The organism is Mycolicibacterium fluoranthenivorans (genome assembly GCF_011758805.1).
GTDB classification, from domain to species: Bacteria; Actinomycetota; Actinomycetes; order Mycobacteriales; family Mycobacteriaceae; genus Mycobacterium; species Mycobacterium fluoranthenivorans.
Window position 1 is genome coordinate 496,796 of the sequence record NZ_JAANOW010000001.1, and the last position, 19,917, is coordinate 516,712.

The 19,917-nt window shown below is 68.4% G+C and carries 16 protein-coding genes; 11 read left to right on the top strand and 5 right to left on the bottom strand.

Annotated elements, in window-relative coordinates; translation table 11 throughout:
* Positions 1 to 2 precede the first annotated feature (2 nt).
* The gene (locus tag FHU31_RS02435) at positions 3 to 1,169 is read left to right on the top strand and encodes an AI-2E family transporter (RefSeq protein ID WP_167155461.1); all 1,167 of its coding nucleotides are present in this window, start codon (positions 3 to 5) and stop codon (positions 1,167 to 1,169) included.
* On the opposite strand, the gene mmpL3 is transcribed toward FHU31_RS02435, so the two are convergent.
* Genes mmpL3 through trmB form a run of 3 tightly spaced genes read right to left on the bottom strand, consistent with a single transcriptional unit; the run spans position 1,166 to position 5,745 of the window.
* Complete coding sequence (mmpL3, locus tag FHU31_RS02440) at positions 1,166 to 4,111, bottom strand: trehalose monomycolate exporter MmpL3 (protein WP_167155464.1); 2,946 nt, start codon at positions 4,109 to 4,111, stop codon at positions 1,166 to 1,168. The two genes, FHU31_RS02435 and mmpL3, sit on opposite strands and share 4 nt — an antisense overlap.
* Positions 4,112 to 4,166: 55 nt before the next feature.
* A complete protein-coding gene (locus tag FHU31_RS02445) occupies positions 4,167 to 4,895 on the bottom strand; it encodes an NYN domain-containing protein (protein WP_167160533.1) in 729 nt (242 codons plus the stop codon).
* A 28-nt stretch (positions 4,896 to 4,923) separates the two neighbouring features.
* Positions 4,924 to 5,745, bottom strand: a complete 822-nt coding sequence (trmB, locus tag FHU31_RS02450) for a tRNA (guanosine(46)-N7)-methyltransferase TrmB (RefSeq protein WP_167155467.1) — start codon at positions 5,743 to 5,745, stop codon at positions 4,924 to 4,926.
* Between the two features lie 171 nt (positions 5,746 to 5,916).
* Here trmB and FHU31_RS02455 point away from each other — a divergent pair, with 171 nt between their 5' ends.
* The 5 genes from FHU31_RS02455 to FHU31_RS02475 all read left to right on the top strand — a co-directional run bounded on the left by FHU31_RS02455 (position 5,917) and on the right by FHU31_RS02475 (position 12,860).
* Positions 5,917 to 6,789 (top strand): hypothetical protein, encoded by an 873-nt coding sequence (locus tag FHU31_RS02455; protein ID WP_167155470.1) that lies wholly within the window; start codon positions 5,917 to 5,919, stop codon positions 6,787 to 6,789.
* On the top strand, positions 6,786 to 8,189 hold the full coding sequence (locus FHU31_RS02460; protein WP_167155473.1) for a hypothetical protein: 1,404 nt from the start codon (positions 6,786 to 6,788) through the stop codon (positions 8,187 to 8,189). Before FHU31_RS02455 ends, FHU31_RS02460 begins: the two co-directional genes overlap by 4 nt.
* Positions 8,190 to 8,353: 164 nt before the next feature.
* Positions 8,354 to 10,183: a phosphoenolpyruvate carboxykinase (GTP) gene (locus tag FHU31_RS02465; RefSeq protein ID WP_167155476.1), complete on the top strand. Its 1,830-nt coding sequence runs from the start codon at positions 8,354 to 8,356 to the stop codon at positions 10,181 to 10,183.
* Between the two features lie 416 nt (positions 10,184 to 10,599).
* Positions 10,600 to 11,898, top strand: coding sequence for a calcium:cation antiporter family protein (locus FHU31_RS02470; RefSeq protein WP_167155479.1), 1,299 nt, complete (start codon positions 10,600 to 10,602; stop codon positions 11,896 to 11,898).
* Positions 11,899 to 11,909: 11 nt separating this feature from the next.
* On the top strand, positions 11,910 to 12,860 hold the full coding sequence (locus tag FHU31_RS02475) for an SDR family NAD(P)-dependent oxidoreductase (protein ID WP_167155482.1): 951 nt from the start codon (positions 11,910 to 11,912) through the stop codon (positions 12,858 to 12,860).
* Between the two features lie 3 nt (positions 12,861 to 12,863).
* Here FHU31_RS02475 and FHU31_RS02480 read toward each other — a convergent pair whose 3' ends face one another.
* Positions 12,864 to 13,295 (bottom strand): SRPBCC family protein, encoded by a 432-nt coding sequence (locus FHU31_RS02480; RefSeq protein WP_167155484.1) that lies wholly within the window; start codon positions 13,293 to 13,295, stop codon positions 12,864 to 12,866.
* Positions 13,292 to 14,689: a DUF2867 domain-containing protein gene (locus FHU31_RS02485; protein ID WP_167155487.1), complete on the bottom strand. Its 1,398-nt coding sequence runs from the start codon at positions 14,687 to 14,689 to the stop codon at positions 13,292 to 13,294. The genes FHU31_RS02480 and FHU31_RS02485 overlap by 4 nt, the downstream gene beginning before the upstream one ends.
* A 192-nt stretch (positions 14,690 to 14,881) precedes the next feature.
* Here FHU31_RS02485 and fadD4 point away from each other — a divergent pair, with 192 nt between their 5' ends.
* Genes fadD4 through FHU31_RS02510 form a run of 5 tightly spaced genes read left to right on the top strand, consistent with a single transcriptional unit; the run spans position 14,882 to position 19,886 of the window.
* Complete coding sequence (gene fadD4 / locus FHU31_RS02490; protein WP_167155490.1) at positions 14,882 to 16,402, top strand: fatty-acid--CoA ligase FadD4; 1,521 nt, start codon at positions 14,882 to 14,884, stop codon at positions 16,400 to 16,402.
* Positions 16,399 to 17,292: an enoyl-CoA hydratase/isomerase family protein gene (locus tag FHU31_RS02495; protein ID WP_167155494.1), complete on the top strand. Its 894-nt coding sequence runs from the start codon at positions 16,399 to 16,401 to the stop codon at positions 17,290 to 17,292. Before fadD4 ends, FHU31_RS02495 begins: the two co-directional genes overlap by 4 nt.
* A gap of 46 nt (positions 17,293 to 17,338) precedes the next feature.
* On the top strand, positions 17,339 to 18,598 hold the full coding sequence (locus FHU31_RS02500) for an MFS transporter (RefSeq protein WP_167155497.1): 1,260 nt from the start codon (positions 17,339 to 17,341) through the stop codon (positions 18,596 to 18,598).
* Positions 18,531 to 18,914, top strand: a complete 384-nt coding sequence (locus FHU31_RS02505; protein WP_090362997.1) for an ArsR/SmtB family transcription factor — start codon at positions 18,531 to 18,533, stop codon at positions 18,912 to 18,914. Before FHU31_RS02500 ends, FHU31_RS02505 begins: the two co-directional genes overlap by 68 nt.
* Before the next feature lie 15 nt (positions 18,915 to 18,929).
* Positions 18,930 to 19,886 (top strand): MaoC family dehydratase, encoded by a 957-nt coding sequence (locus tag FHU31_RS02510; RefSeq protein ID WP_167155500.1) that lies wholly within the window; start codon positions 18,930 to 18,932, stop codon positions 19,884 to 19,886.
* Positions 19,887 to 19,917 lie beyond the last annotated feature (31 nt).

Consider the following 19,917-nt stretch of genomic DNA (forward strand, 5'->3'; position numbering starts at 1 on the left):
GCATGACCCGCTCCCCTGGTGTACTCACCGCCGATCCGCTCGCCGACGAGTCGGTGAGCCCCGTGATCCGCAAGGCGGCTGCCTGGTCCTGGCGGTTGCTGGTCATCGGTGCGGCGGTGATGGCGGCGCTGTGGGTGATGACGCACCTCGAGCTCATCTTCGTGCCTGTGGCATTGGCGGCCATGATGGCCGCGCTGCTGATGCCTGCGGTCGACCTCCTGCACACGCGCCGGGTGCCGCGCGGGGCGGCGGTGGCGGGGGTGATCCTCGGCGCGATCGCCGTCGTCGGCGGCATCCTGACCTTCGTGGTGAGTCAATTCATCAGTGGCGCACCGGATCTCGTCGAGCAGGTGACGCGCAGTATCGACGGGTTGCGGGTCTGGCTGGTGGAGGGGCCCGCGCATCTGAGCAAGGATCAGATCGACCACGCCGGCGACTCGGTCATCACCGCGCTGCGGGAGAACCAGGCCAAGCTGACCAGCGGGGCGCTGTCCACCGCGGGCACCATCACCGAGATCGTGACCGGTGCCCTGCTGGTGCTGTTCACCCTGATCTTCCTGCTCAACGGCGGTCGCGACATCTTCGCCTTCATCACCAGGATCTTCCCGACGACGGTGCGCGACCGGGTCCGGGACGCCGGGCGGGCCGGGTTTCGTTCGCTGATCGGCTACGTGCGGGCGACCTGCCTGGTGGCCCTTGTCGATGCGATCGGTATCGGTACCGGCCTGGCGATCATGGGGGTGCCGCTGGCGCTACCGCTGGCCTCGCTGGTGTTCCTCGGTGCGTTCATCCCGCTCGTGGGTGCGGTGCTCACCGGCGGGATCGCCGTCGTCGTCGCGCTCATCGCCAAGGGCTGGGTGTACGCCTTGATCACGCTGGGCCTCATCATCGCCGTACAGCAGCTGGAAGCGCATGTGCTGCAACCGATCGTGATGGGTCGCGCGGTGTCGCTGCATCCCCTGGCCGTGGTGCTGGCCATCGCCGGGGGCGGTGTGCTGGCCGGCATCGTCGGCGCCCTGCTCGCGGTGCCGGCACTGGCGGTCACCAACAGCGCGGTGCGGGTGCTGCTGGCACCGGATCCGGACGCCGAGGAAGCCCTGCTGGCCGCCGAATCGGGTGCGGGGCCGGACCCCGACCCCGATCCTGGGGCCGGGGACGAGTCCGGTTAGAGCCTGCCCTCGCGCCGCAGCAGGTCGGCGGCGCTGAGCCCGCCACTGCGACGGGTCGGTGCATCGTCGCCGGTTTCGGCTTTGTCGCGCACCTTGGAGGTGTCCAACTTCTCGGTGGCCGGGTCGGCGTCACGCTGGGCGGGGATGGCGGTCGTCGGTGCGTTGCCACCCGGATCGCCCATCGCGACCGTCGGTTGTGCCGACGGGCGCGCCGGTGGCGGGGGTGAAGTATTCCCGCTGAGCTGTCTTCCCGGGTCGCTTCGCTCCTGCCCGCCGCTGCGAAGATCACCCAGCCAGGATTCGATCTCTCGCTTGTCGCGCGGCTCACCCCGGCGGGCCCGATCGGCCGGCGCCTGGGTACCGGCGGAGTTGACCGCGTTACGCGCCGCGTCGATCGCCACGGTGGCGGGCGACTCGGGCTGCGCGGCGAACCGCGTCGTCGGCGGCTCGGGCGCGGCGGGCGCGGTGGTCGGAATCCGGGTGGTGCCCGCGGCCGACGGTCCGGCCGGGCGCACCGGAGGTCGTCCGCCCGCCGGTGGTGCGGGCGGTGCGGCCGGATGGGTGGGATCGTGGGCGGGCAGGGCCGGCAGCGGTGCGCCGACCCCGACCAGAGCGGCCGGGTCGGCTGCGGGCTCGCCGGAATCCCGGACCGTCGGGCGCTTGCGCTCGTCGGGCAGTTCGACCTCGCCGAGCCCGATCCGCTGCTGGACCCGCTTCATCCATTGCGGGGCCCACCAGCAGTCGTCGCCCAGCAGCTTCATGATCGCCGGCACCAGGAACATCCGGATGACGGTGGCGTCCAGCAGCAGCGCGATGAGCAGGCCGAAGGCCAGGTACTTCATCACCACCAGATCGGAGAACGCGAACGCGGCGACGACCACGGCCAGCACCAGCGCGGCGCCGGTGATGAGCCGGCCGGTGGTGGCGGTGCCGATCCGAATGGCCTCCGCGGTGGACAGGCCGCGTTCGCGGGCCTCGACCATCCGGGACACCAGGAAGACCTCGTAGTCGGTGGACAGGCCCCAGATGACCGCGATGATCAGGCCGATCATCGGCGCCAGGAGGGGCTGTGGCGTGTAGTTGAACAAGCCCGAACCGTGGCCGCCCTCGACGAACATCCAGGTCAGGATGCCCATCGTGGACCCCAGGGTCAGGGCGCTCATCAAAGCCGCCTTGATCGGCAGCACGATCGAACCGAACGCCAGGAACATCAGGATGGTCGTCGTGATCACCAGGATCACCGCGATCAGCGGCAGTTTGTCGAACAGGGTGGTGATGCTGTCCTGTGCCAGCGCGGACGTGCCGCCCACCAGCACCGTGGTGCCGCGAGGTGGCGTCAGCGCCCGCAGTTCCTCGATCTTCTTGGGGGCGTCACCGCTGTTCACCAGACCGTTCTGCAGTACCCGCACCGACGGGTCCTTGGACCCGCCCTCCTGCACCGAGCGTTCCTGCCACATCTTCGACGGGTTGTCGGTGCCGGAGAAACCGGACACCGTCTGGGCCTCGGACCGCAGCGTGGCCAGTTGCTGATCGGTCACCGGCTCGCCGTTGTCGCTACGGATCACCAGGGTCAGCGGTTCGGTACGGAAACCGGAGAACTCTTTGTCGAACTGTTCCTGGGCACTACGCACCGGGTTGTCCGGCGGCAGGTACTTCTCGCTGAGGCCACCCAGCGCGAGCTGCCCGATGGGAATGACCAGCAGGATCATCAGGACGAGGATGGGGGCGGCGAACGCGATGGGCCGCTTCATCACCATATTGACCAGCCGGCCCCAGAAGCCCTTCTCGACCTCTTCGCGGGTCTTGGTCTTCTGGGTCTTCTCGATGAACCAGTCGATGATCTTGCGGGAGAACGGCCAGTTCGCCAGGAACGGCACCCGCAGCAGGGTGCGCACGCCGAGGGCGTCGACATTGGTGCCGAGGATGCCGAGTACGGCGGGCAGCACGCTGATCGACAGCAACGCGGCCAGCAGCACCGACGCGATGACCGCGTACGTGATGGATTTCAGGAAGCCGAGCGGGATGAGCAGCAGCGGCAGGATGGAGGCGACGATGATCACCGCGGAGAACGCGACCGTGCGGCCCGAGGTCATCACCGATCTTCGAACCGCGGCCTCGACGTCATAGCCTTCGGCCAGTTCCTCCCGGAATCGGCTGACGATGAACAGCCCGTAGTCGATGGCGATACCGAAGCCCATCATCGTCACCACGGGTTGCGCGAAATAGTGCACGGGCCCGAACTCGGCGGTGAACCGCAGGATGCCCAGCGCACCACCGATGGTCAGGCCGCCGATGATGGCGGGCAGGGCCGCGGCGACGGCGCCACCGAACACGAAGAACAGCACCACGGCCACCAGCGGGATGATGACGACCTCGGCTCGTTGCTGGTCGGTGCCGATGGTGCCGGTCAGTTCGCTGGCCAGCGGATTCAGGCCGGCGAGTTTGATATCGCCGCCGTTGATCTTCTCGAGGTCGGGCTGAACGGTCTGGTAGTTCTTCAGGATGGTGTCGTCGTCATCGCCCTTGAGCGGGATGCTGACGAAGGTGTGCCGCAGATCCTGCGTCTTCATCTGGCTGACGGTCGGATCGGTGGTGTCGGGGGCCTTCAGCCAGCCCACCCAACCGACGATCTGATCGGGATGGTCCTTGACCACCTGGTCCAGCTCACCGACGACCTTCTTCTGCCAGTCCTTGTCGGTGACCTTCTTGTCATCGGGCGGCGTCAGGATCGCGACGACGTGGCTGGTGCGGTCCCGGCCGTACACCTCGTCGCTGAGCAGCGACGCTCGCACCGACTCGCTGCCCTCGTTGTAGAAACCGCTCTGGGTGACATGCTGACCGAGGCTCGCCCCGAACACGCCGCCACCAAGGCACAGTGCGACCATGACACCGATCACTATGTATCGGAATCGGTACACCGTTCGACCCCACCAGGCGAACACGTCAGCTCCTTAATATGTTCTGGTCACGCTGCGCGCGCATTATCGCTTCTGTTGTCTATAAGCGCGAGGTCAGAAGCGCCGACAGCGGCCGGAAGGGCTGCAGCCAAGCGCCCTGCTCGGGCAGCGAATCAAGGCCGATTCGCGGTAACGGCTCCCGGAAGACACCTGCGATGTCCTCCAGGTCGACGAACTCCAAGGTATCCGACGCTAACGCCCAACTGGCATGTTCGCGAAATCCCAGCACCTGCACCGGAACGCCGTCGTGCGCGATCTCCTCGAGCGGCGCGCGGAACGCCTGACCGTCGGCCGACGCCACGACCAGACCCGCCAGACCTTCGCCCCGGCGGAGCGCGATGTGGTCGAGCATGTCGCTGTCGACGTCGCTGTCGTCATCGACTTTGGGCTTCGCGAAGACCGCAAAGCCCACGTTACGCAGCGCCTCCACCCACGGGCGAACGACATCGGCGCTACCAGGGGCGATATTGGTGAAGACGGTGGCTTCCGGCTCGAGGTGGGCCTCCAACGAGCCCAGCGGTGCGTCCTCGGCGCTGCCGGTGGCCGCGACCGCCGAGATATCGGCGGTGCGTTGCAGCAGCCACCGCCCCAGCGCGTCGAAGCGCGGCCGGTGCGCGGCCGTCGGGCGGCCACCGAGGATCGAGCCCAGTCCCATGTCCAGGTTGGGCGCGTCCCAGACCAGCAGCACCTTCCTGATCGCCGGCGACTGTGCCTCGTCGGCGGGGGCCGCCAGCTCCGGCACCTCGGTGGTGTCGGAGGTCGCGCTCATCGGCTGCTCGTCGGTAGCTGTCATTCGCTCACTCCACCCGCGCCCAGACCAGCTCGGCGATATCGCGCCCGGCCTCCAGGCCCTTTCCTTCGTACTTGGTCTCGGGCCGCCGCACCGAAATCGGCAGCCGGCTGTCTGCGGATACCCGCTGCAGCAGTGGTTCAGCGTCACCCACTTCGACGATCTGCTCGGCGTAGCCGGCGTGGTCGGTGGCGGCGTGCAGGATTCCGCCGGGCACCAGGCGGTCGGCGATGAGCGCCACGGTCTCGGGTTGCAGCAGCCGGCGTTTGTGGTGCCGGGCCTTCGGCCAAGGATCGGGGAAGAAGACCCGTACGCCGGTCAGCGAGGCCGTGCCGAAGAAGTGTTCGAGCACGTCCAGGCCGTCACCGCGGATCAACCGGATGTTCGTCACGGGGTGGTCCGTCTTGGCGGTGCGGTCGATCGCCCCGAGCAGCTGCGCCAGCCCGCGCCGGTAGACCTCCACGGCCACCACGTCCAGGTGCGGTTCGTCGATGGCCATGGCCAGCGTCGAGATGCCGGTGCCGCAGCCGATCTCCAGGACCACCGGGGCCTGACGGCCGAACCACTGCGGGAGGTCGCGGGGCAGCGGACGCCCGGTGGTGTCGCGGGCCTCGGCGCCGAGCTCGGGCCAACGCCGCTCCCACAGCTCCTGCTGACCGCCGGACAGGGTGGACCGCCGGTTCCTGAAGCTGCTGACCCGCCGGGCATGGTGCGTGATCGGCACACCGTCCTGGGCGCCGTTCGCTGCGCTCAGGCCCGCGGTACCCGAATCCGGCAGCTCACGACCGGCTTCCTCGCGCTGGGCATGCATCGGTCCATCGTCGCTCATCACACCCGATCTACCCGCATCGTGGTGCAGATTGATACCCAACAGTTGCCTGGAACACCGTGTGCGAAAAAACACCGTTCACGACCACCTCGCCGCAGTGTCACCATTTGATGTGGGGATTGGTGTCAGTGCGACGCATGAGGTGAGGAGCCGGTCATTTTCGCCGAGGAGTTGGCGGCTTTCGCCGCACGGACCGGCGATGCCCGCCTGGCTCCGATCCTGCGGCGGCTGACCCGGCCCATCACGGTCCGTGTCACCGGCCGACCGGGGACCGGACGCGCCACGGTCGCCGCCGCGCTCGGCGGTGCCGGTTGGACCGTGCTGAACCCACCCGGACCCGATACCGGCGATGTCACCGTCCTGGTGGTCGCCGAGACCGTCAAACCCGAGGACCCGGCAAGCCGGGCGGCGCTGGTGGTGCTCAACAAGATGGATCTGCTCGGCGCGGCGGCGCCTGGGCAGGTCGGCGAGATCCGCCGCCGCACCGGCCGTCCGACGGTGCCGCTGAACGCCCTGTTGGCCACCGCCGTGCTGGACGATTCCCTGGTCGGCGCCCTGCAGGTGCGGGCCCTCGACCAACCCGGCCGCGGGTCGACCGTCGATGCCGCCCTCGCGGATCGGCTGCTCGCCACCCTGGACCGGTTCGGCATCGTCGCGCTGACCCACGCGCTGCGGGCGGGCGCGGACCCGTCCGCGCTGCCGGGCCTGATCCGTGAACTCAGCGGCCTCGACGAGGTCCTCACCGCCCTCACCGCGGCGGCGGCGCCGGTCCGGTACGGGCGCATCGAGACGGCCCTGACCGAACTGCGGGCGTTGGCGGTGTACTCCGGCGACGTCGCGCTGTGGGATCTGCTCGCGTGTGACGCGGTGGTGCTCGCGGTGATGTCGGCCGCGACCGATGTCCTGCGCGCCGACGGGTTACCCGTCGGCGGCGCCGATGCGGTGCGGTGGAGCCGGTACGGCCGCGGACCGGTGAACGCCCTGCACCGCCGGTGCGCGCATGCCCTCACCCGGGGAGCTCTGCGGCTGGCGGAGCGGGCATGAGCCCCGAGACCGCACCCGAGACGGTGCCCGCCGGTGTCGACCCGCCGGGCGTGGCGCGCCGCGATGTCGTCGCGGTGGTCGGGCCGTGGCTGGCGGGGGTGTCCGCCCTGGCCGAGGCGCTGCGGGCCAGAGTTCCGGGGCGAGCCTTCGTCGAAGCCGCCGACCTGGCTCCCGACCATGCGCCGGTCGCCGTCGTGTTCGCGGTATCCGCGGTGGCGCCGCTGGCCGAGTCGGACGCAGCGCTACTGGATACGGCCGCGCGCAACACCGACCTGCTGATCGGTGCCGTCACCAAGATCGATGTGCACCGGGCCTGGCACCAGGTGCTGGCCACCGACCGGGAGATGCTCGCCGCCCGATCGCCGCGGTATGCGCAGATGCCGTGGGTCGGCGTGGCGGCCGCGCCGCAGGACGGCGAGCCTGCGCTCGACGAGCTGGTCGAGGTGTTGGCCGCGAAGCTGGCAGAAGACACCGTGGATCGCCGAAATGAATTGCGTGCGTGGGAAACTCATCTGACCGGGCGGATCGGCGCGCTGAGCGCCGGGCGGCGGCCGGACGGCCGCGCGGCATTGCTCGCCGCCGAACGTGAAGAGTTGACGCGGTCCCGGCGGCTGGCCCGTTCCGAACGCCACATCGCCCTGCGGAGTCAGGTGCAGCAGGCGCGGGTGCAGTTGGCGTATTACGCCAGGAATCGGTGCGCCTCGGTGCGCGCCGAGCTCTCCGAGGACGTCGCGGAGTGGAACGGCAGGAGAGCCGACCGGCTGGTGTCCTATGTGCACCGGCGGTCGGCCGAGGTGATGCGGGAGGTCGACGACGGCATCACCGAGCACCTCGCGGATGTCGCCGCCGAACTCGGCCTGTCAGTTCCCCAGGTGCCTGCGCCGGATCCGCTACCGGATCCCGGTGTGCCGGGGCTGCGGTCCAGGACGCTGGAGACGCGGCTGATGATGCTGCTCGGCGCGGGATTCGGACTGGGCGCCGCGTTCGCGGTGAGCCGGCTGTTCGCGGGCCTGGCACCCGGTCTGGCCGCATCGGGTGTGGTGATCGGCGCGCTGGCCGGACTGCTGCTCAGTGTGTGGGTGGTCGGCATCCGCAGCGTGCTGCACGACCGTGCGGTGGTGGACCGCTGGGTCACCGAGGTCACCGCGAGGCTGCGGGAAGCGGCCGAGCAGCGGGTCGCCGGCCGGGTTCTGGTTGCAGAAGTCCAGTTCACCGGTGAAAATGCGGCCTGGGACGAGCGGCAGGCCGCCGAACTCTCCCGGCGGCTGGCGGAGATCGACGCCGACCTGCGGGATATCGCGGTGGTCACCGCGCGATCGGCCGCCGAAGGCCAGCGGGAATTGTCTCGGCTGCGCGCCGCGCTGAGGGCGGTGTGTGCGGAGCTGCACAGCGGGTATTGAACGGTTCTGGCGTTCTGGGGTTTCTGAATCGTTCTTGTGAGTGATCGGACATTGTCCCGATTCACTACGCGTATGTCACGGGAGTTAACCTCTCCATAGGGACGATCGTGACCTACCAGTTATCGCCAATGCTACTGGCGCGTAACCTACGCAGGAGATATTAGATGACTTCAGCGACCATTCCCGGTCTCGACACTGCACCGACCAAACATCAGGGGTTGTTGGCCTGGGTTCAGGAGGTCGCGGAGCTGACGCAGCCCGACCGGGTGGTTTTCGCCGACGGCTCCGAGGAGGAGTACGAGCGTCTCGCCGCGCAGCTGGTCGAGGTAGGTACCTTCCAGAAGCTCAATCCGGAGAAGCAGCCGAACTCCTACCTGGCGCTGTCCGACCCGTCCGACGTCGCCCGCGTCGAATCCCGCACGTTCATCTGTTCCGAGCGCGAGGTCGACGCCGGCCCCACCAACAACTGGATGGCGCCCGCCGAGATGCGGTCACTGATGACCGATCTGTACCGCGGCAGCATGCGCGGCCGGACCATGTGGGTCGTCCCGTTCTGCATGGGCCCCCTGGACGCCGAGGATCCCAAGCTCGGTGTCGAGATCACCGACTCGGAGTACGTGGTGGTCTCGATGCGCACAATGACCCGGATGGGGCAGGCCGCGCTGGACAAGATGGGCGACGACGGGTTCTTCGTCAAGGCACTGCACTCGATCGGCGCCCCGCTGGAGCCGGGTCAGAAGGACGTGCCCTGGCCCTGCAACGACACGAAGTACATCACCCACTTCCCGGAGACCCGGGAGATCTGGAGCTTCGGTTCCGGCTACGGCGGTAACGCGCTGCTGGGCAAGAAGTGCTACTCGCTGCGCATCGCGTCGGCGATGGCCCACGACGAGGGCTGGCTGGCCGAGCACATGCTGATCCTCAAGCTGATCAGCCCGGAGAACAAGGCGTACTTCATCGCCGCGGCGTTCCCGTCGGCGTGCGGTAAGACCAACCTCGCGATGCTGCAGCCCACCATCCCGGGCTGGCGTGCCGAGACCGTCGGTGACGATATCGCGTGGATGCGGTTCGGCAAGGACGGCCGCCTCTACGCCGTCAACCCCGAATTCGGTTTCTTCGGCGTCGCACCCGGCACCAACTGGAGCAGCAACCCGAACGCGATGAAGACCATCGCGGCGGGCAACACCGTCTTCACCAACGTCGCCAAGACCGACGACGGCGATGTGTGGTGGGAGGGGCTGGAGGGCGAGCCCGACCACCTGATCGACTGGAAGGGTCACGACTGGATCCTGCGTGAGACGGAAAGCAAGGCGGCGCACCCGAACTCGCGCTACTGCACCCCGATCTCGCAGTGCCCGACGCTGGCGCCGGAGTGGGACGACCCGCAGGGCGTGCCGATCTCGGCCATCCTGTTCGGTGGCCGTCGCAAGACCACTGTCCCGCTGATCACGCAGGCTCGCGACTGGCAGCACGGGGTGTTCATCGGCGCCACGCTGGGCTCTGAGCAGACCGCCGCCGCCGAGGGCAAGGTCGGCACCGTCCGCCGCGACCCGATGGCGATGCTGCCGTTCCTCGGCTACAACGTCGGCGACTACTTCCAGCATTGGATCAACATCGGCAAGAACGCCGACGAGTCCAAGATGCCCGCGGTGTTCTTCGTGAACTGGTTCCGCCGGGGCGACGACGGCCGGTTCCTGTGGCCCGGTTTCGGCGAGAACAGCCGGGTGCTCAAGTGGGCCATCGAGCGTATCGAGCACACGGCCGAGGGCAAGAGCACGCCGATCGGTATCGTGCCGACCGCCGCTGATCTGGACCTCGAGGGTCTCGATGTGAAGGCCTCCGATGTCGACGAGGCGCTGGCCGTGAACGCCGATGAGTGGCGCGCCGAGCTGCCGCTGATCGAGGAGTGGTTCGAGTTCGTCGGCGAGAAGCTGCCCACCGCGATCTTGGACGAGTTCGACACGCTGAAGACGCGCTTGGCCGAGTCCGACTGACCGTTTCGCAGCCACAGACACCGCCCCCGGCCCAGGCCGGGGGCGGTGTCTTTTTGTTCACCATTTGCTAGGGGTGGCAGGAACGCTGAGTTCGAACACCCAAACAATCGGATACGTAGGCTCTGATCAGCAAATTCAGGGTATTTGACACGATTAATTTGTAGCAACGCTAAGTTGCTGTGCCGTTGCCGGGCGGGTAGGGTCATCCGCAGCGAAGGGGAGTAGTTCCTGACCGCCGGCTGGCCCGGCGCGATGCGGATGGTCGACACACTGGCGGCGGTAGCCGCCCGGCCCTCCACCGGATCCCATATCCGGCGAGCGAGACCTTCGGCCGACATGACATCTGTCGGTCCGAGGTTTCGTCGCCGTCGATGAAGTCCGGGCCGGACACCGCGCGCACAGCAAGGACTGCCCTCATGACCAGAACCCACGGATGGACCCTCATCCGGTCGCTCGCCCTGGCCCTCGTCTTCATCATTCCCGCTCTGGTGGTACGCGTTGCCGGCCTGCATCCGAATCCCATAGTGGCGCTGGTGATCTACGGATCCGCGGTGGTCGCTGCCAGTTTCCTGCTGGCCTGGGCCGCCGAAGCGGCACAGATCGATGTGTCGGGCGGACTGGCCATCGCCGTGCTGGCGCTGATCGCGGTGCTCCCGGAGTACGCGGTCGACCTGTACTACGCGTACACCGCCGGCAGCAATCCCGAGTACGTCCAGTACGCGGCGGCGAACATGACGGGCTCCAACCGGCTGTTGATGGGTATCGGGTGGCCCGTCGTCGTGCTCGTCGCCCTGTGGGTGGCCCGCCGCACCACAGGTCAGAAGACGTCGAAGATGGCACTGGACCCCGGTAACCGCGTGGAGCTCGGGTTCCTGCTCATCGCCGGTGTGATCGCCTTCGTCATCCCGTCGACCGGACGGATCCACCTGGTGCTGGGGGTGGCGCTGCTGGCCTGGTTCGGTTTCTACCTCTACAAACTGACCCGCGGCGAGGTCGAGGAACCCGATCTGATCGGCACCGCCGCCGCCATCGGCGCGCTGCCCACCCGGACCCGCCGCCGCACCGTCGTCGCCCTGTTCGTGATCGCGGGTGCGGTCATCCTCGCGTGTGCCGAACCGTTCGCCGAGAGCCTCATCGGCGCCGGAACCGAACTGGGGATCGACAAGTTCCTCTTGGTGCAGTGGTTGGCGCCGCTGGCGTCGGAGGCACCCGAGTTCATCATCGCGATCATCTTCGCCAGCCGGGGCAAGGGCACCGCCGCGATCGCCACGCTCATCTCGTCGAAGGTGAACCAGTGGACGCTGCTGATGGGCTCGCTGCCCATCGCGTACGTGGCCGGCGGCGGCGGAAGCGCCCTCGTGTTGGACGGCCGCCAGATCGAAGAGGTGTTGCTCACCGCGACCCAGACCTTGATGGGCATCGCGCTGATCCTGTCGCTGCGCTTTCACCGGCACACCGCCTGGCTGCTGCTGGCCCTGTTCCTGGTGCAGTTCCCCATCACCTCGACCACGGGCCGTCTGGTGCTCTGCGGTGTCTACGGCGTACTCGCCATCGCCGGTCTCGTCGTCAACCGGCGCGAGCTGCTCCCGACGCTGCGGGCCCCGTTCGGTGCGTCGACGTCCGCGCACGTCGTCGACGGCTCGGCGATCTCGCCGATACGGACGGCCGGCGGCTCCGAATCAAGAGAGGAATCTCAGCTCGTCACGGACCGATAGGAGCCACCCCGATGGCCAGCTTCCCCGGGAAGTTGTTCGACGCCCTGCTCGACCGCACGATCGCTGCGGGTTACTCCCGAGTGGGCTACGCCGTGCGGGAGCGGTTCTGGCCGGCCCTGGATCCGGGCGCGTTGGACGGGGCGACGGTGCTGGTCACCGGCGCGAACTCCGGTATCGGCAAGGCCATTGCGGCCGGTGCCGCCGAACTCGGCGCCACCGTGCTGATGACGGTGCGGGACCGCGCGCGCGGCGAGGCTGCCCGAGACGACATCCGCGCCGGGCTGCCCGGCGCGAAGCTGGTGGTGCAACGCTGCGATGTGTCGGATCTGGCGGACGTGCGTGCGTTCGCCGCCGAGCTGACGGCGAGCCAGCCTCGGCTGGACGCGGTGATCCACAATGCCGGTGTCATGCCATCGGAGCGCACCTACACGGCTGACGGGCACGAACTGTCCCTGTCCACCCATGTGCTCGGGCCCCTGCTGCTCACCGAGCTGCTGTTGCCCGCTCTGGTCGCCGCGCCCGATCCGCGCGTGGTGCTGATGTCCTCGGGCGGCATGTACACCCAACCGTTGCCCGTGGACGACATCGAATACCGCAAGGGTCGCTACCGCGGCGCGACGGCATACGCGCGCAGCAAGCGGGTCCAGGTCGCCCTGACGCCGCTGCTCGCGAAGCGCTGGCCGGTGATGGTGGCGGCGATGCACCCGGGTTGGGCGGACACTCCCGGAGTCGCCGAGTCCCTGCCGGCGTTCCGCCGACTGACCGGCCCGGTGCTGCGCACCGCCGAGCAGGCCGCCGATACCGCGATCTGGCTCACCGCGACAACTCCCACGCCACCGTCGGGTGAGTTCTGGCACGACCGCCGGATCCGTCCGATGCACTACCTGCCGACCACGCACTACAGCGATGCCGACCTGAACTGGGTATGGCAGTACTGCACCATCGCGGTCGGACTGGTGTAGCTCTCAGATTTTCGCGAGTTCGCGGCGCAGCCCTTGGGCTCCGTTGTCCATCAGGTTCCCGACGGCCAGCCGGAGCAGCGGCTCGGCCCAGCGAAGTAACCCCTGGAACGCGAATTCGATCTGGTAGGTCACCTGCGAACCGTCGGAGTCCGGGCGCACGGTGATGGTGTCATGCGCGATGAGCGAGGAGTTCTCGCCCCGCAGGCGGATGGATTTCCCCGGGGTCACCTCGGTCACCTCGTAGACCAGTTCGCTGGTCCGGCCGGCGAATTTCGACGTGTTCTCGTATCGGGTGCCGACACCCCCGTCACCGGCGACCCGCACGGTCCGCACCGTACCCGGATCCCACTGCTCGGTGGTGGTGAAGTCCGCCAGGTAGGCGAACACCGCATCGGGTGCGGCCTGGGTGTACACCGTGCGCTGCATCTGGATCATCTGCGCTCCTTCGTATGGTCGGTCGCGGCGACGCCGCGCAGCAGGCCGGCGAGCCCGGCCCGGTGTATCGGCAGCAGGGCGTACCAGAAGATCTGTCCGGCAAGCCCTTTCGGGGTGTAGATGGCCCGCTGGTGAACGCGGGTGCGCTGTGCGTCGAGAGGTTCGAGCTCCCATTCGAGCCGGATACTGCCCGGCGCGCGGGTGTGCGCCAGCACGCGCAGATACTGCGGTTCGGTCTTCTTCTCGACCCGCCAGTGGCGGCGTCCCGGACCGAACGGGAACGGCCGCCGGCGATTCTCGGTGCGGCCCCCGTCGAGGGCGTGCCACACCAGGTCGACGGGTTCGCCGCAGTCGATACTGCGCACATCGGTGTACACCACCTCGCCGGCCCAGGACGGATCGGACGGCAACGGGTCCGACGGCGCCCCGTTCGCCGAGGCGTTCGCCCATGTGGTTTCCACCTCGCCCCGGTCGGCCAGCCGGAGCGCGAGGGTGACGGCGTCCCGGTAACCGGTCAGCCCGCCGGGCGGCGGTGCGATGATGGTGTCGATATCGTGTTCGGCCGCAACGGCATCCGTGCTCAGCGATTCGATGAGGGCGCGACCGATACTGCGCGGGACCGGTGTCACCAGGCCGATCCACAACCCGGCGAGTTTCGGTGTGAGGACCGGGAGCACCAGGATCCGTCGCGGTGCCAGACCGGCCACCTCGGCGTAGATCTGCATCATCTCGCCGTAGCGCAGCACATCGGGACCACCGATATCGTAGGTGCGGCTTTTCGGCAGCTCGGCCGTCGCCGCCGCGATCAGGTAGTACAGCACATCGCGCACGGCGATCGGCTGGATGTGGTTGTTCACCCAGCGTGGTGTGGTCATCACCGGCAACCGGTCGGAGAGGTGCCTGATCATCTCGAAAGACGCTGAGCCGGAACCGATCACCACACCCGCCTGCAGCACCACCGTCGGAATGCCGGAGTCCATCAGGATCTGCCCCACCTGGGCACGTGAGCGCAGGTGCGTCGACAACTGGTCGGAGTCCGCGTGCAGGCCGCCGAGATACACGATGCGGCCCACGCCCGCGCGGGTGGCCGCTTCGGCGAGATTGCGCGCGCTGCGGCTCTCCGCCTCGATGAACTCCCCGGCGCTGTTCATCGAGTGCACGAGGTAGTAGATGACATCGACGTCCCGACAGGCGGCGTCGAGGGTGCCCCGGTCCATCAGGTCGCCCTGGCAGACCTCGACATCCGCCGCCCACGGTACGGTGGCGACCTTGGCCGGGTCGCGGACCAGCACCCGCACCCGATGCCCGGCGCCCAGCAGTCGCGGCGCGAGCCGCCCGCCGATATAGCCCGTCGCTCCGGTGACCAGCACCCGAAGTGAACCGTCGTCCGTCACAAGGCCTCCTGCCGGCCACGGACTACGTCGCAGACGTGGCTGCGCGTGGATTCCACCGAACCTCCCAGACCAAACCCTTGTTCTCCGACATTCGGAGCCGGCGGCCGCCCGGATGGGCCGGCGAAGCTCGTCGTGGCACGTGTGGCGGCCACCACTTGACGGGTGTCAAGAGGCGCGTCGTAGAGTCAGCCCATGCAGATCCGTGAAACCGCGCTCGCGACCCCTGACAAGCCCGCGGTCATCCTGTATCCGGCCGGCACCGTCGTCACCTTCGGTGAGATGGAGGCCAGGGCGAACCAGCTCGCCCACTACTTCCGCAGCCGCGGGCTCCGCGAGGGTGACGCCGTGGCGATCCTCATGGAGAACACCGAGCACATGCACACGATCATGTGGGCGGCGCGGCGGTCGGGGCTGTACTACGTCCCCATCAACACTCATCTGACCGCGGCCGAGGCGGCCTACATCATCGACAACAGCGAGGCCAAGGCCATCGTCGGGTCCGCTGCGCTGCGCGACGTGTGCGCCGATCTGGCCGCGCACCTGCCCAGCGGCCTGCCCGCCGTGCTGCTCACCACGGCCGATGACCTGGACGGCTGGGCGCAGTACCCGGCGGCCGTCGCCGATCAGCCCGAGACGCCGATCGACGACGAGAGGGACGGTGACCTGCTGCAGTACTCGTCGGGCACCACCGGCCGACCGAAGGGCATCAAGCGCGCGCTGTCGCATCTGCCGCCTTCGGAGACGCCCGGAATGATGGCGGCGCTGGTGTCCATCTGGATGAATCCCGACGCGGTGTACCTGAGCCCGGCGCCCCTGTACCACACCGCGCCGTCGGTGTGGTCGATGCAGGCGCAGGCCGGTGGCATCACGACGGTGGTGCTGGAGAAGTTCGACGCCGAGGGCGCGCTGGATGCCATCCAGAAGCACGGCGTGACGCACGGACAGTTCGTCCCGGTGATGTTCACCCGCTTCCTGAAACTGCCGGAACAGGTCCGCCGCTCCTATGACGTCTCGAGCCTGCAGCGGGTGATGCACGCGGCGGCACCGTGCCCGGTGGAGATCAAGAAGCAGATGATCGACTGGTGGGGTCCCATCGTCGACGAGTACTACGCCTCCTCCGAGGCGATCGGTGCCACGCTGATCAGCGCCGAGGAGTGGCTGACCCACCCCGGCTCGGTCGGTAAGGCGATGACCGGGATCGTGCACATCCTCGATGAATCCGGCAACGAGTTGTCGGCCGGTGAGGCGGGCGAGATCTTCTTCGAGGGCGGGCAGGACTTCGAGTACCTCAACGATGCCGAGAAGACCAAGTCCGCGCGTGATTCGCGAGGGTGGAAGACGGTCGGCGATATCGGCTACCTCGACGAGGACGGTTACCTCTACCTCACCGACCGGCGGCATCACATGATCATCTCCGGCGGGGTGAACATCTACCCGCAGGAAGCCGAGAACGTGCTTGTCACGCATCCGAAAGTGATGGACGCCGCGGTGTTCGGCATCCCCGACGCCGAGATGGGCCAGAGCGTGAAGGGCGTGGTGCAGACCGTCGATCCCGATGACGCCACCGAGGAGTTCGCGCATGAGCTTCTTGCCTGGCTGCGGGAGAACCTGGCGCACTACAAGTGCCCGCGGTCGATCTCGTTCGAGGCGCAACTGCCGCGCACCGACACCGGCAAGCTCTACAAGCAGGAGCTGATAAACAAGTACTCGTGAGCGAACTGGCGCTGCCGGCAGGCATTCTCGTCGGTACCGGCGCGCCCGCTGATCATCTGACCTTCACGCTCACCGAGAGTTCTTCCGAGGACCCGCGGCTGATCACCGTCGACTCGGTCGAACAGGCGGTCACCGAGCTGACCGAACGATGCGCGCGCTGGCCGCAGGCCGCCGCGGTATGCGATGACGTGCTGCGTGCCCTGGACCCGGCGGCCCCGGCATTCGGGGGAGTGATCACCGAATCGCTGGCGTATTCGACGCTGCAGGCAGGCCCGGAATTCGGCCGCTGGTTGGCCGGCCGCGGACCCGTGCAGATGCCGGTCCTGCCCGATCCCGTGCAGGCCGAACGCGCCGGGGACACCCTGTTCGTGCGTTTCAACCGTCCGCAACGGCATAACGCGTTCACCACCGATGCGCGTGCCGCGCTGCTGGAAGCGCTCGAGGTGGCCCGGCTCGACGACGGCATCACCGAGGTGGTGCTGACGGGCAACGGCCGCTCGTTCTGCAGTGGCGGTGACCTGGCCGAGTTCGGCACCTTCGACGATCCGGCCAGTGCACATCTGGCGCGCACCAGGTACAGCCCGGCGTTGGTGCTGGATGAACTCGCCGGCCGGCTGGGGCCGCGCTGCCGTGCCGTGGTGCACGGTCAGGTGCTCGGCAGCGGCCTGGAGATGGCCGCGTACTGCGGTCACGTGCGGTGCCACCCGGATGCGGTACTCGGGCTGCCCGAACTCGCCCTCGGGCTCATCCCCGGCGCCGGTGGCACGGTGAGCATCACCCGGCGGATCGGCCGCTGGCGCACCGCCTATCTGGTGTTGTCGGGCCGCACCATCGACGCGCGCACCGCGCGGGCGTGGGGTCTGGTCGACGAGATCGGTCCGACGGCCTGACTACCTATATGTGCGCAACTGCGCACATATAGGTCATACTTGTCGCATGGTCCTGCGACATCGCGTCTTCCGGCGGCTCTACCTCGCCCAGGTGACCGCACTGGCCGGCACCGGACTGCTGACCGTCGCGCTCGGGTTGCTCGCCTTCGAGCTGGCCGGCGGCGCTGCCGGCACGGTGCTGGGCACCGCGTTGGCCATCAAGATGTTCGCGTATGTTTTTGCGGCGCCGGTGATGTCGGTGATGACGGCGCGGCTGCCCCGCAAGGCGGTGCTCGTCGGGGCGGATATCGTGCGCGCGCTGGTCGCCTTGTCGCTGCCCTGGGTGCACCAGGTCTGGCAGATCTACCTGCTGGTGTTCGTATTGCAGGTGGCGTCTGCCACCTTCACGCCGGCCTTCCAGTCGGTCATCGCCGATGTGCTCACCGACGAGGGCGACTACACCAGAGGTCTGGCCTTGACCCGGCTGGCCTATGACCTGGAATCGCTGCTCAGCCCACTGCTGGCCGCGGCACTGCTCACGGTGATCGCCTATGACGGCCTGTTCGTCGGAACCGGCGCCGGATTCCTGGTGTCGATGGCCCTGGTGCTGACCACCGCGATACCGTCGCCGGCGGCCGTGGCGGCGCCCGCGCCGCTGTACGTACGCGTGCTGGCAGGGATGCGGATCATGATGCGCAGCAACGAATTACGCAGTCTTCTCGCGATGAACGTGGTGGTCGCGTCGGCCACCGCGCTGGTGGTGGTCAACACCGTGGTCTACGTCCGGGACCTGCTCGGGGGTGACAACACCCAGGTGGCGTTGTTGTTGGCCTGCTACGGCGCCGGGTCGATGGCGCTGGCGCTGCTGCTCCCACGATTGCTGGGCGCGTACCCGGACCGGGTGTTGATGCTCACCGGAGCCGGCCTCGCGGCGGCCGGCCTCGGTGTGACCGCCGCTGTGCTCGTGGCCGGCCTTGTCGATTGGCCGGTCCTGGCCCTGCTGTGGGTGCTACTCGGTGCGGCGACGTCGATGATCAACACACCGGCGGGCCGGCTGCTGCGACGCAACGCCGGTGCGGACCGCGCCGCGGTCTTCACCGCGCAGTTCTCGCTGTCACATGCGGGATTCCTGATCACCTATCCGGTGGCCGGATGGGTGGGCGCGACCGTCGATCAGGGTGCCGCCGCCTCGATTCTCGCTATCCTCGCTACATTCGCGGCGTTGGCCGCGGTGCGAATCGCACGGAAGGACACGGTCGATGGGCAGGCAGCCGGTCTCGGGGGAACGGGGACCGAAGCCAGGTCAGTCGCCCAGTCTCGTTCATGAGGCCGCACCCGATCGGGAACGGCTCGATATCGCCAGTGAGACCTTCGGCATGCTGGCCGATCGCACCCGACTGCACCTGTTGTGGTTGTTGGCCCAGGGCGAGGCCGATGTGACGGCACTGGCGGACGCGACCGGAGCGTCCCGCACATCGATCAGCCAGCATCTCGCCAAACTGCGCTTCGCCCGGCTCGTGGACACCCGCAAAGACGGGCGCCGGGTCTTCTACCGGCTGCGTGACGGGCATCTGAGCCGCCTCGTGCAGGAGGGTCTCAACCACGCCGACCACCGGGTGACCGGGGAGCCCACCCACCCCTGACCTAGAGTGCGGGCCGTGACTGCGCATACGCCGGGTGGCCCGTATTTCGACGATCTGCGGGTCGGCCAGGTCTTCGACACCGCGCCGTCGATGACACTCACCTCCGGTGCGGCGGCAACCCATCAGGCCATCCTGGGGGACCGGCTGCGCCTGCCCCTGGACGCCGAATTGAGCCGGGCGGTGACCGGGGCCGCCGGCCCACTGGCCCACCCCGGTCTGGTGTGCGATATCGCGATCGGTCAGTCCACTCTGGTGACCCAGCGGGTCAAGGCCAATCTGTTCTACCGGGGCTTGAATTTTTACCGCTTCCCGGTCATCGGGGACACCCTCACCACCCGGACCGAGGTGGTCGGACTGCGCCAGAACTCCGCCAAACCCGGTCGCGCCGCCACCGGGCTCGCGGCGCTGCGGATGACCACCGTCGACCAATCCGGCCGGTCCGTGCTGGACTTCTACCGCTGCGCCATGTTGCCGCTGTCCCCGGACGCGCCCGAGACCGGCCACGCCGACGATCTGGCCGCGATCGGCGCCGGACAGCAGGTGCCGCCGGACCCGACGGCCGGCTGGAAGGTGGACGCAGTCCGGACCTCGGGGCGACCCGCGGTGGGGGCGGTCCTGTCCAGCACGGCGGACGTGGTGTCCAGTGCCCCGGAACTCGCCCGGCTGTCGCTCAATATCGCGGCCACTCATCATGACTGGCGTCCGGGCGGGCAGCGCCTGGTCTACGGCGGGCACACCATCGGTCTGGCCCTGGCACAGGCCGCCCGGTTGCTGCCCGACATGCTCACGGTGCTGGGCTGGGAATCCTGCGACCACACGGGCCCCGTGCACGAGGGCGACACGCTCTTCAGCGAACTGCATGTCGAGACGGTGGGACCCGACGGCCGACTGGGGCTGAGATCGCTGGTCTACGCGGTGGGCGAGCCCGACCGGCAGGTGCTGGACTGGCGTTTCACCGCCCTGCACGCCTGAATCGGCGCGCCTCGGTGGCGCGCCGGGGCAA

What these genes read in the sequence shown, in the direction of transcription:
- FHU31_RS02480 (WP_167155484.1), bottom strand. Translation starts at nt 13,295, where the DNA reads ATGATCCAGATGCAGCGCACGGTGTACACCCAGGCCGCACCCGATGCG.
- FHU31_RS02470 (WP_167155479.1), top strand. Translation starts at nt 10,600, where the DNA reads ATGACCAGAACCCACGGATGGACCCTCATCCGGTCGCTCGCCCTGGCC.
- FHU31_RS02460 (WP_167155473.1), top strand. Translation starts at nt 6,786, where the DNA reads ATGAGCCCCGAGACCGCACCCGAGACGGTGCCCGCCGGTGTCGACCCG.
- FHU31_RS02435 (WP_167155461.1), top strand. Translation starts at nt 3, where the DNA reads ATGACCCGCTCCCCTGGTGTACTCACCGCCGATCCGCTCGCCGACGAG.
- FHU31_RS02465 (WP_167155476.1), top strand. Translation starts at nt 8,354, where the DNA reads ATGACTTCAGCGACCATTCCCGGTCTCGACACTGCACCGACCAAACAT.
- FHU31_RS02475 (WP_167155482.1), top strand. Translation starts at nt 11,910, where the DNA reads ATGGCCAGCTTCCCCGGGAAGTTGTTCGACGCCCTGCTCGACCGCACG.
- trmB (WP_167155467.1), bottom strand. Translation starts at nt 5,745, where the DNA reads ATGAGCGACGATGGACCGATGCATGCCCAGCGCGAGGAAGCCGGTCGT.
- FHU31_RS02500 (WP_167155497.1), top strand. Translation starts at nt 17,339, where the DNA reads ATGGTCCTGCGACATCGCGTCTTCCGGCGGCTCTACCTCGCCCAGGTG.
- fadD4 (WP_167155490.1), top strand. Translation starts at nt 14,882, where the DNA reads ATGCAGATCCGTGAAACCGCGCTCGCGACCCCTGACAAGCCCGCGGTC.
- FHU31_RS02505 (WP_090362997.1), top strand. Translation starts at nt 18,531, where the DNA reads ATGGGCAGGCAGCCGGTCTCGGGGGAACGGGGACCGAAGCCAGGTCAG.
- FHU31_RS02445 (WP_167160533.1), bottom strand. Translation starts at nt 4,895, where the DNA reads ATGAGCGCGACCTCCGACACCACCGAGGTGCCGGAGCTGGCGGCCCCC.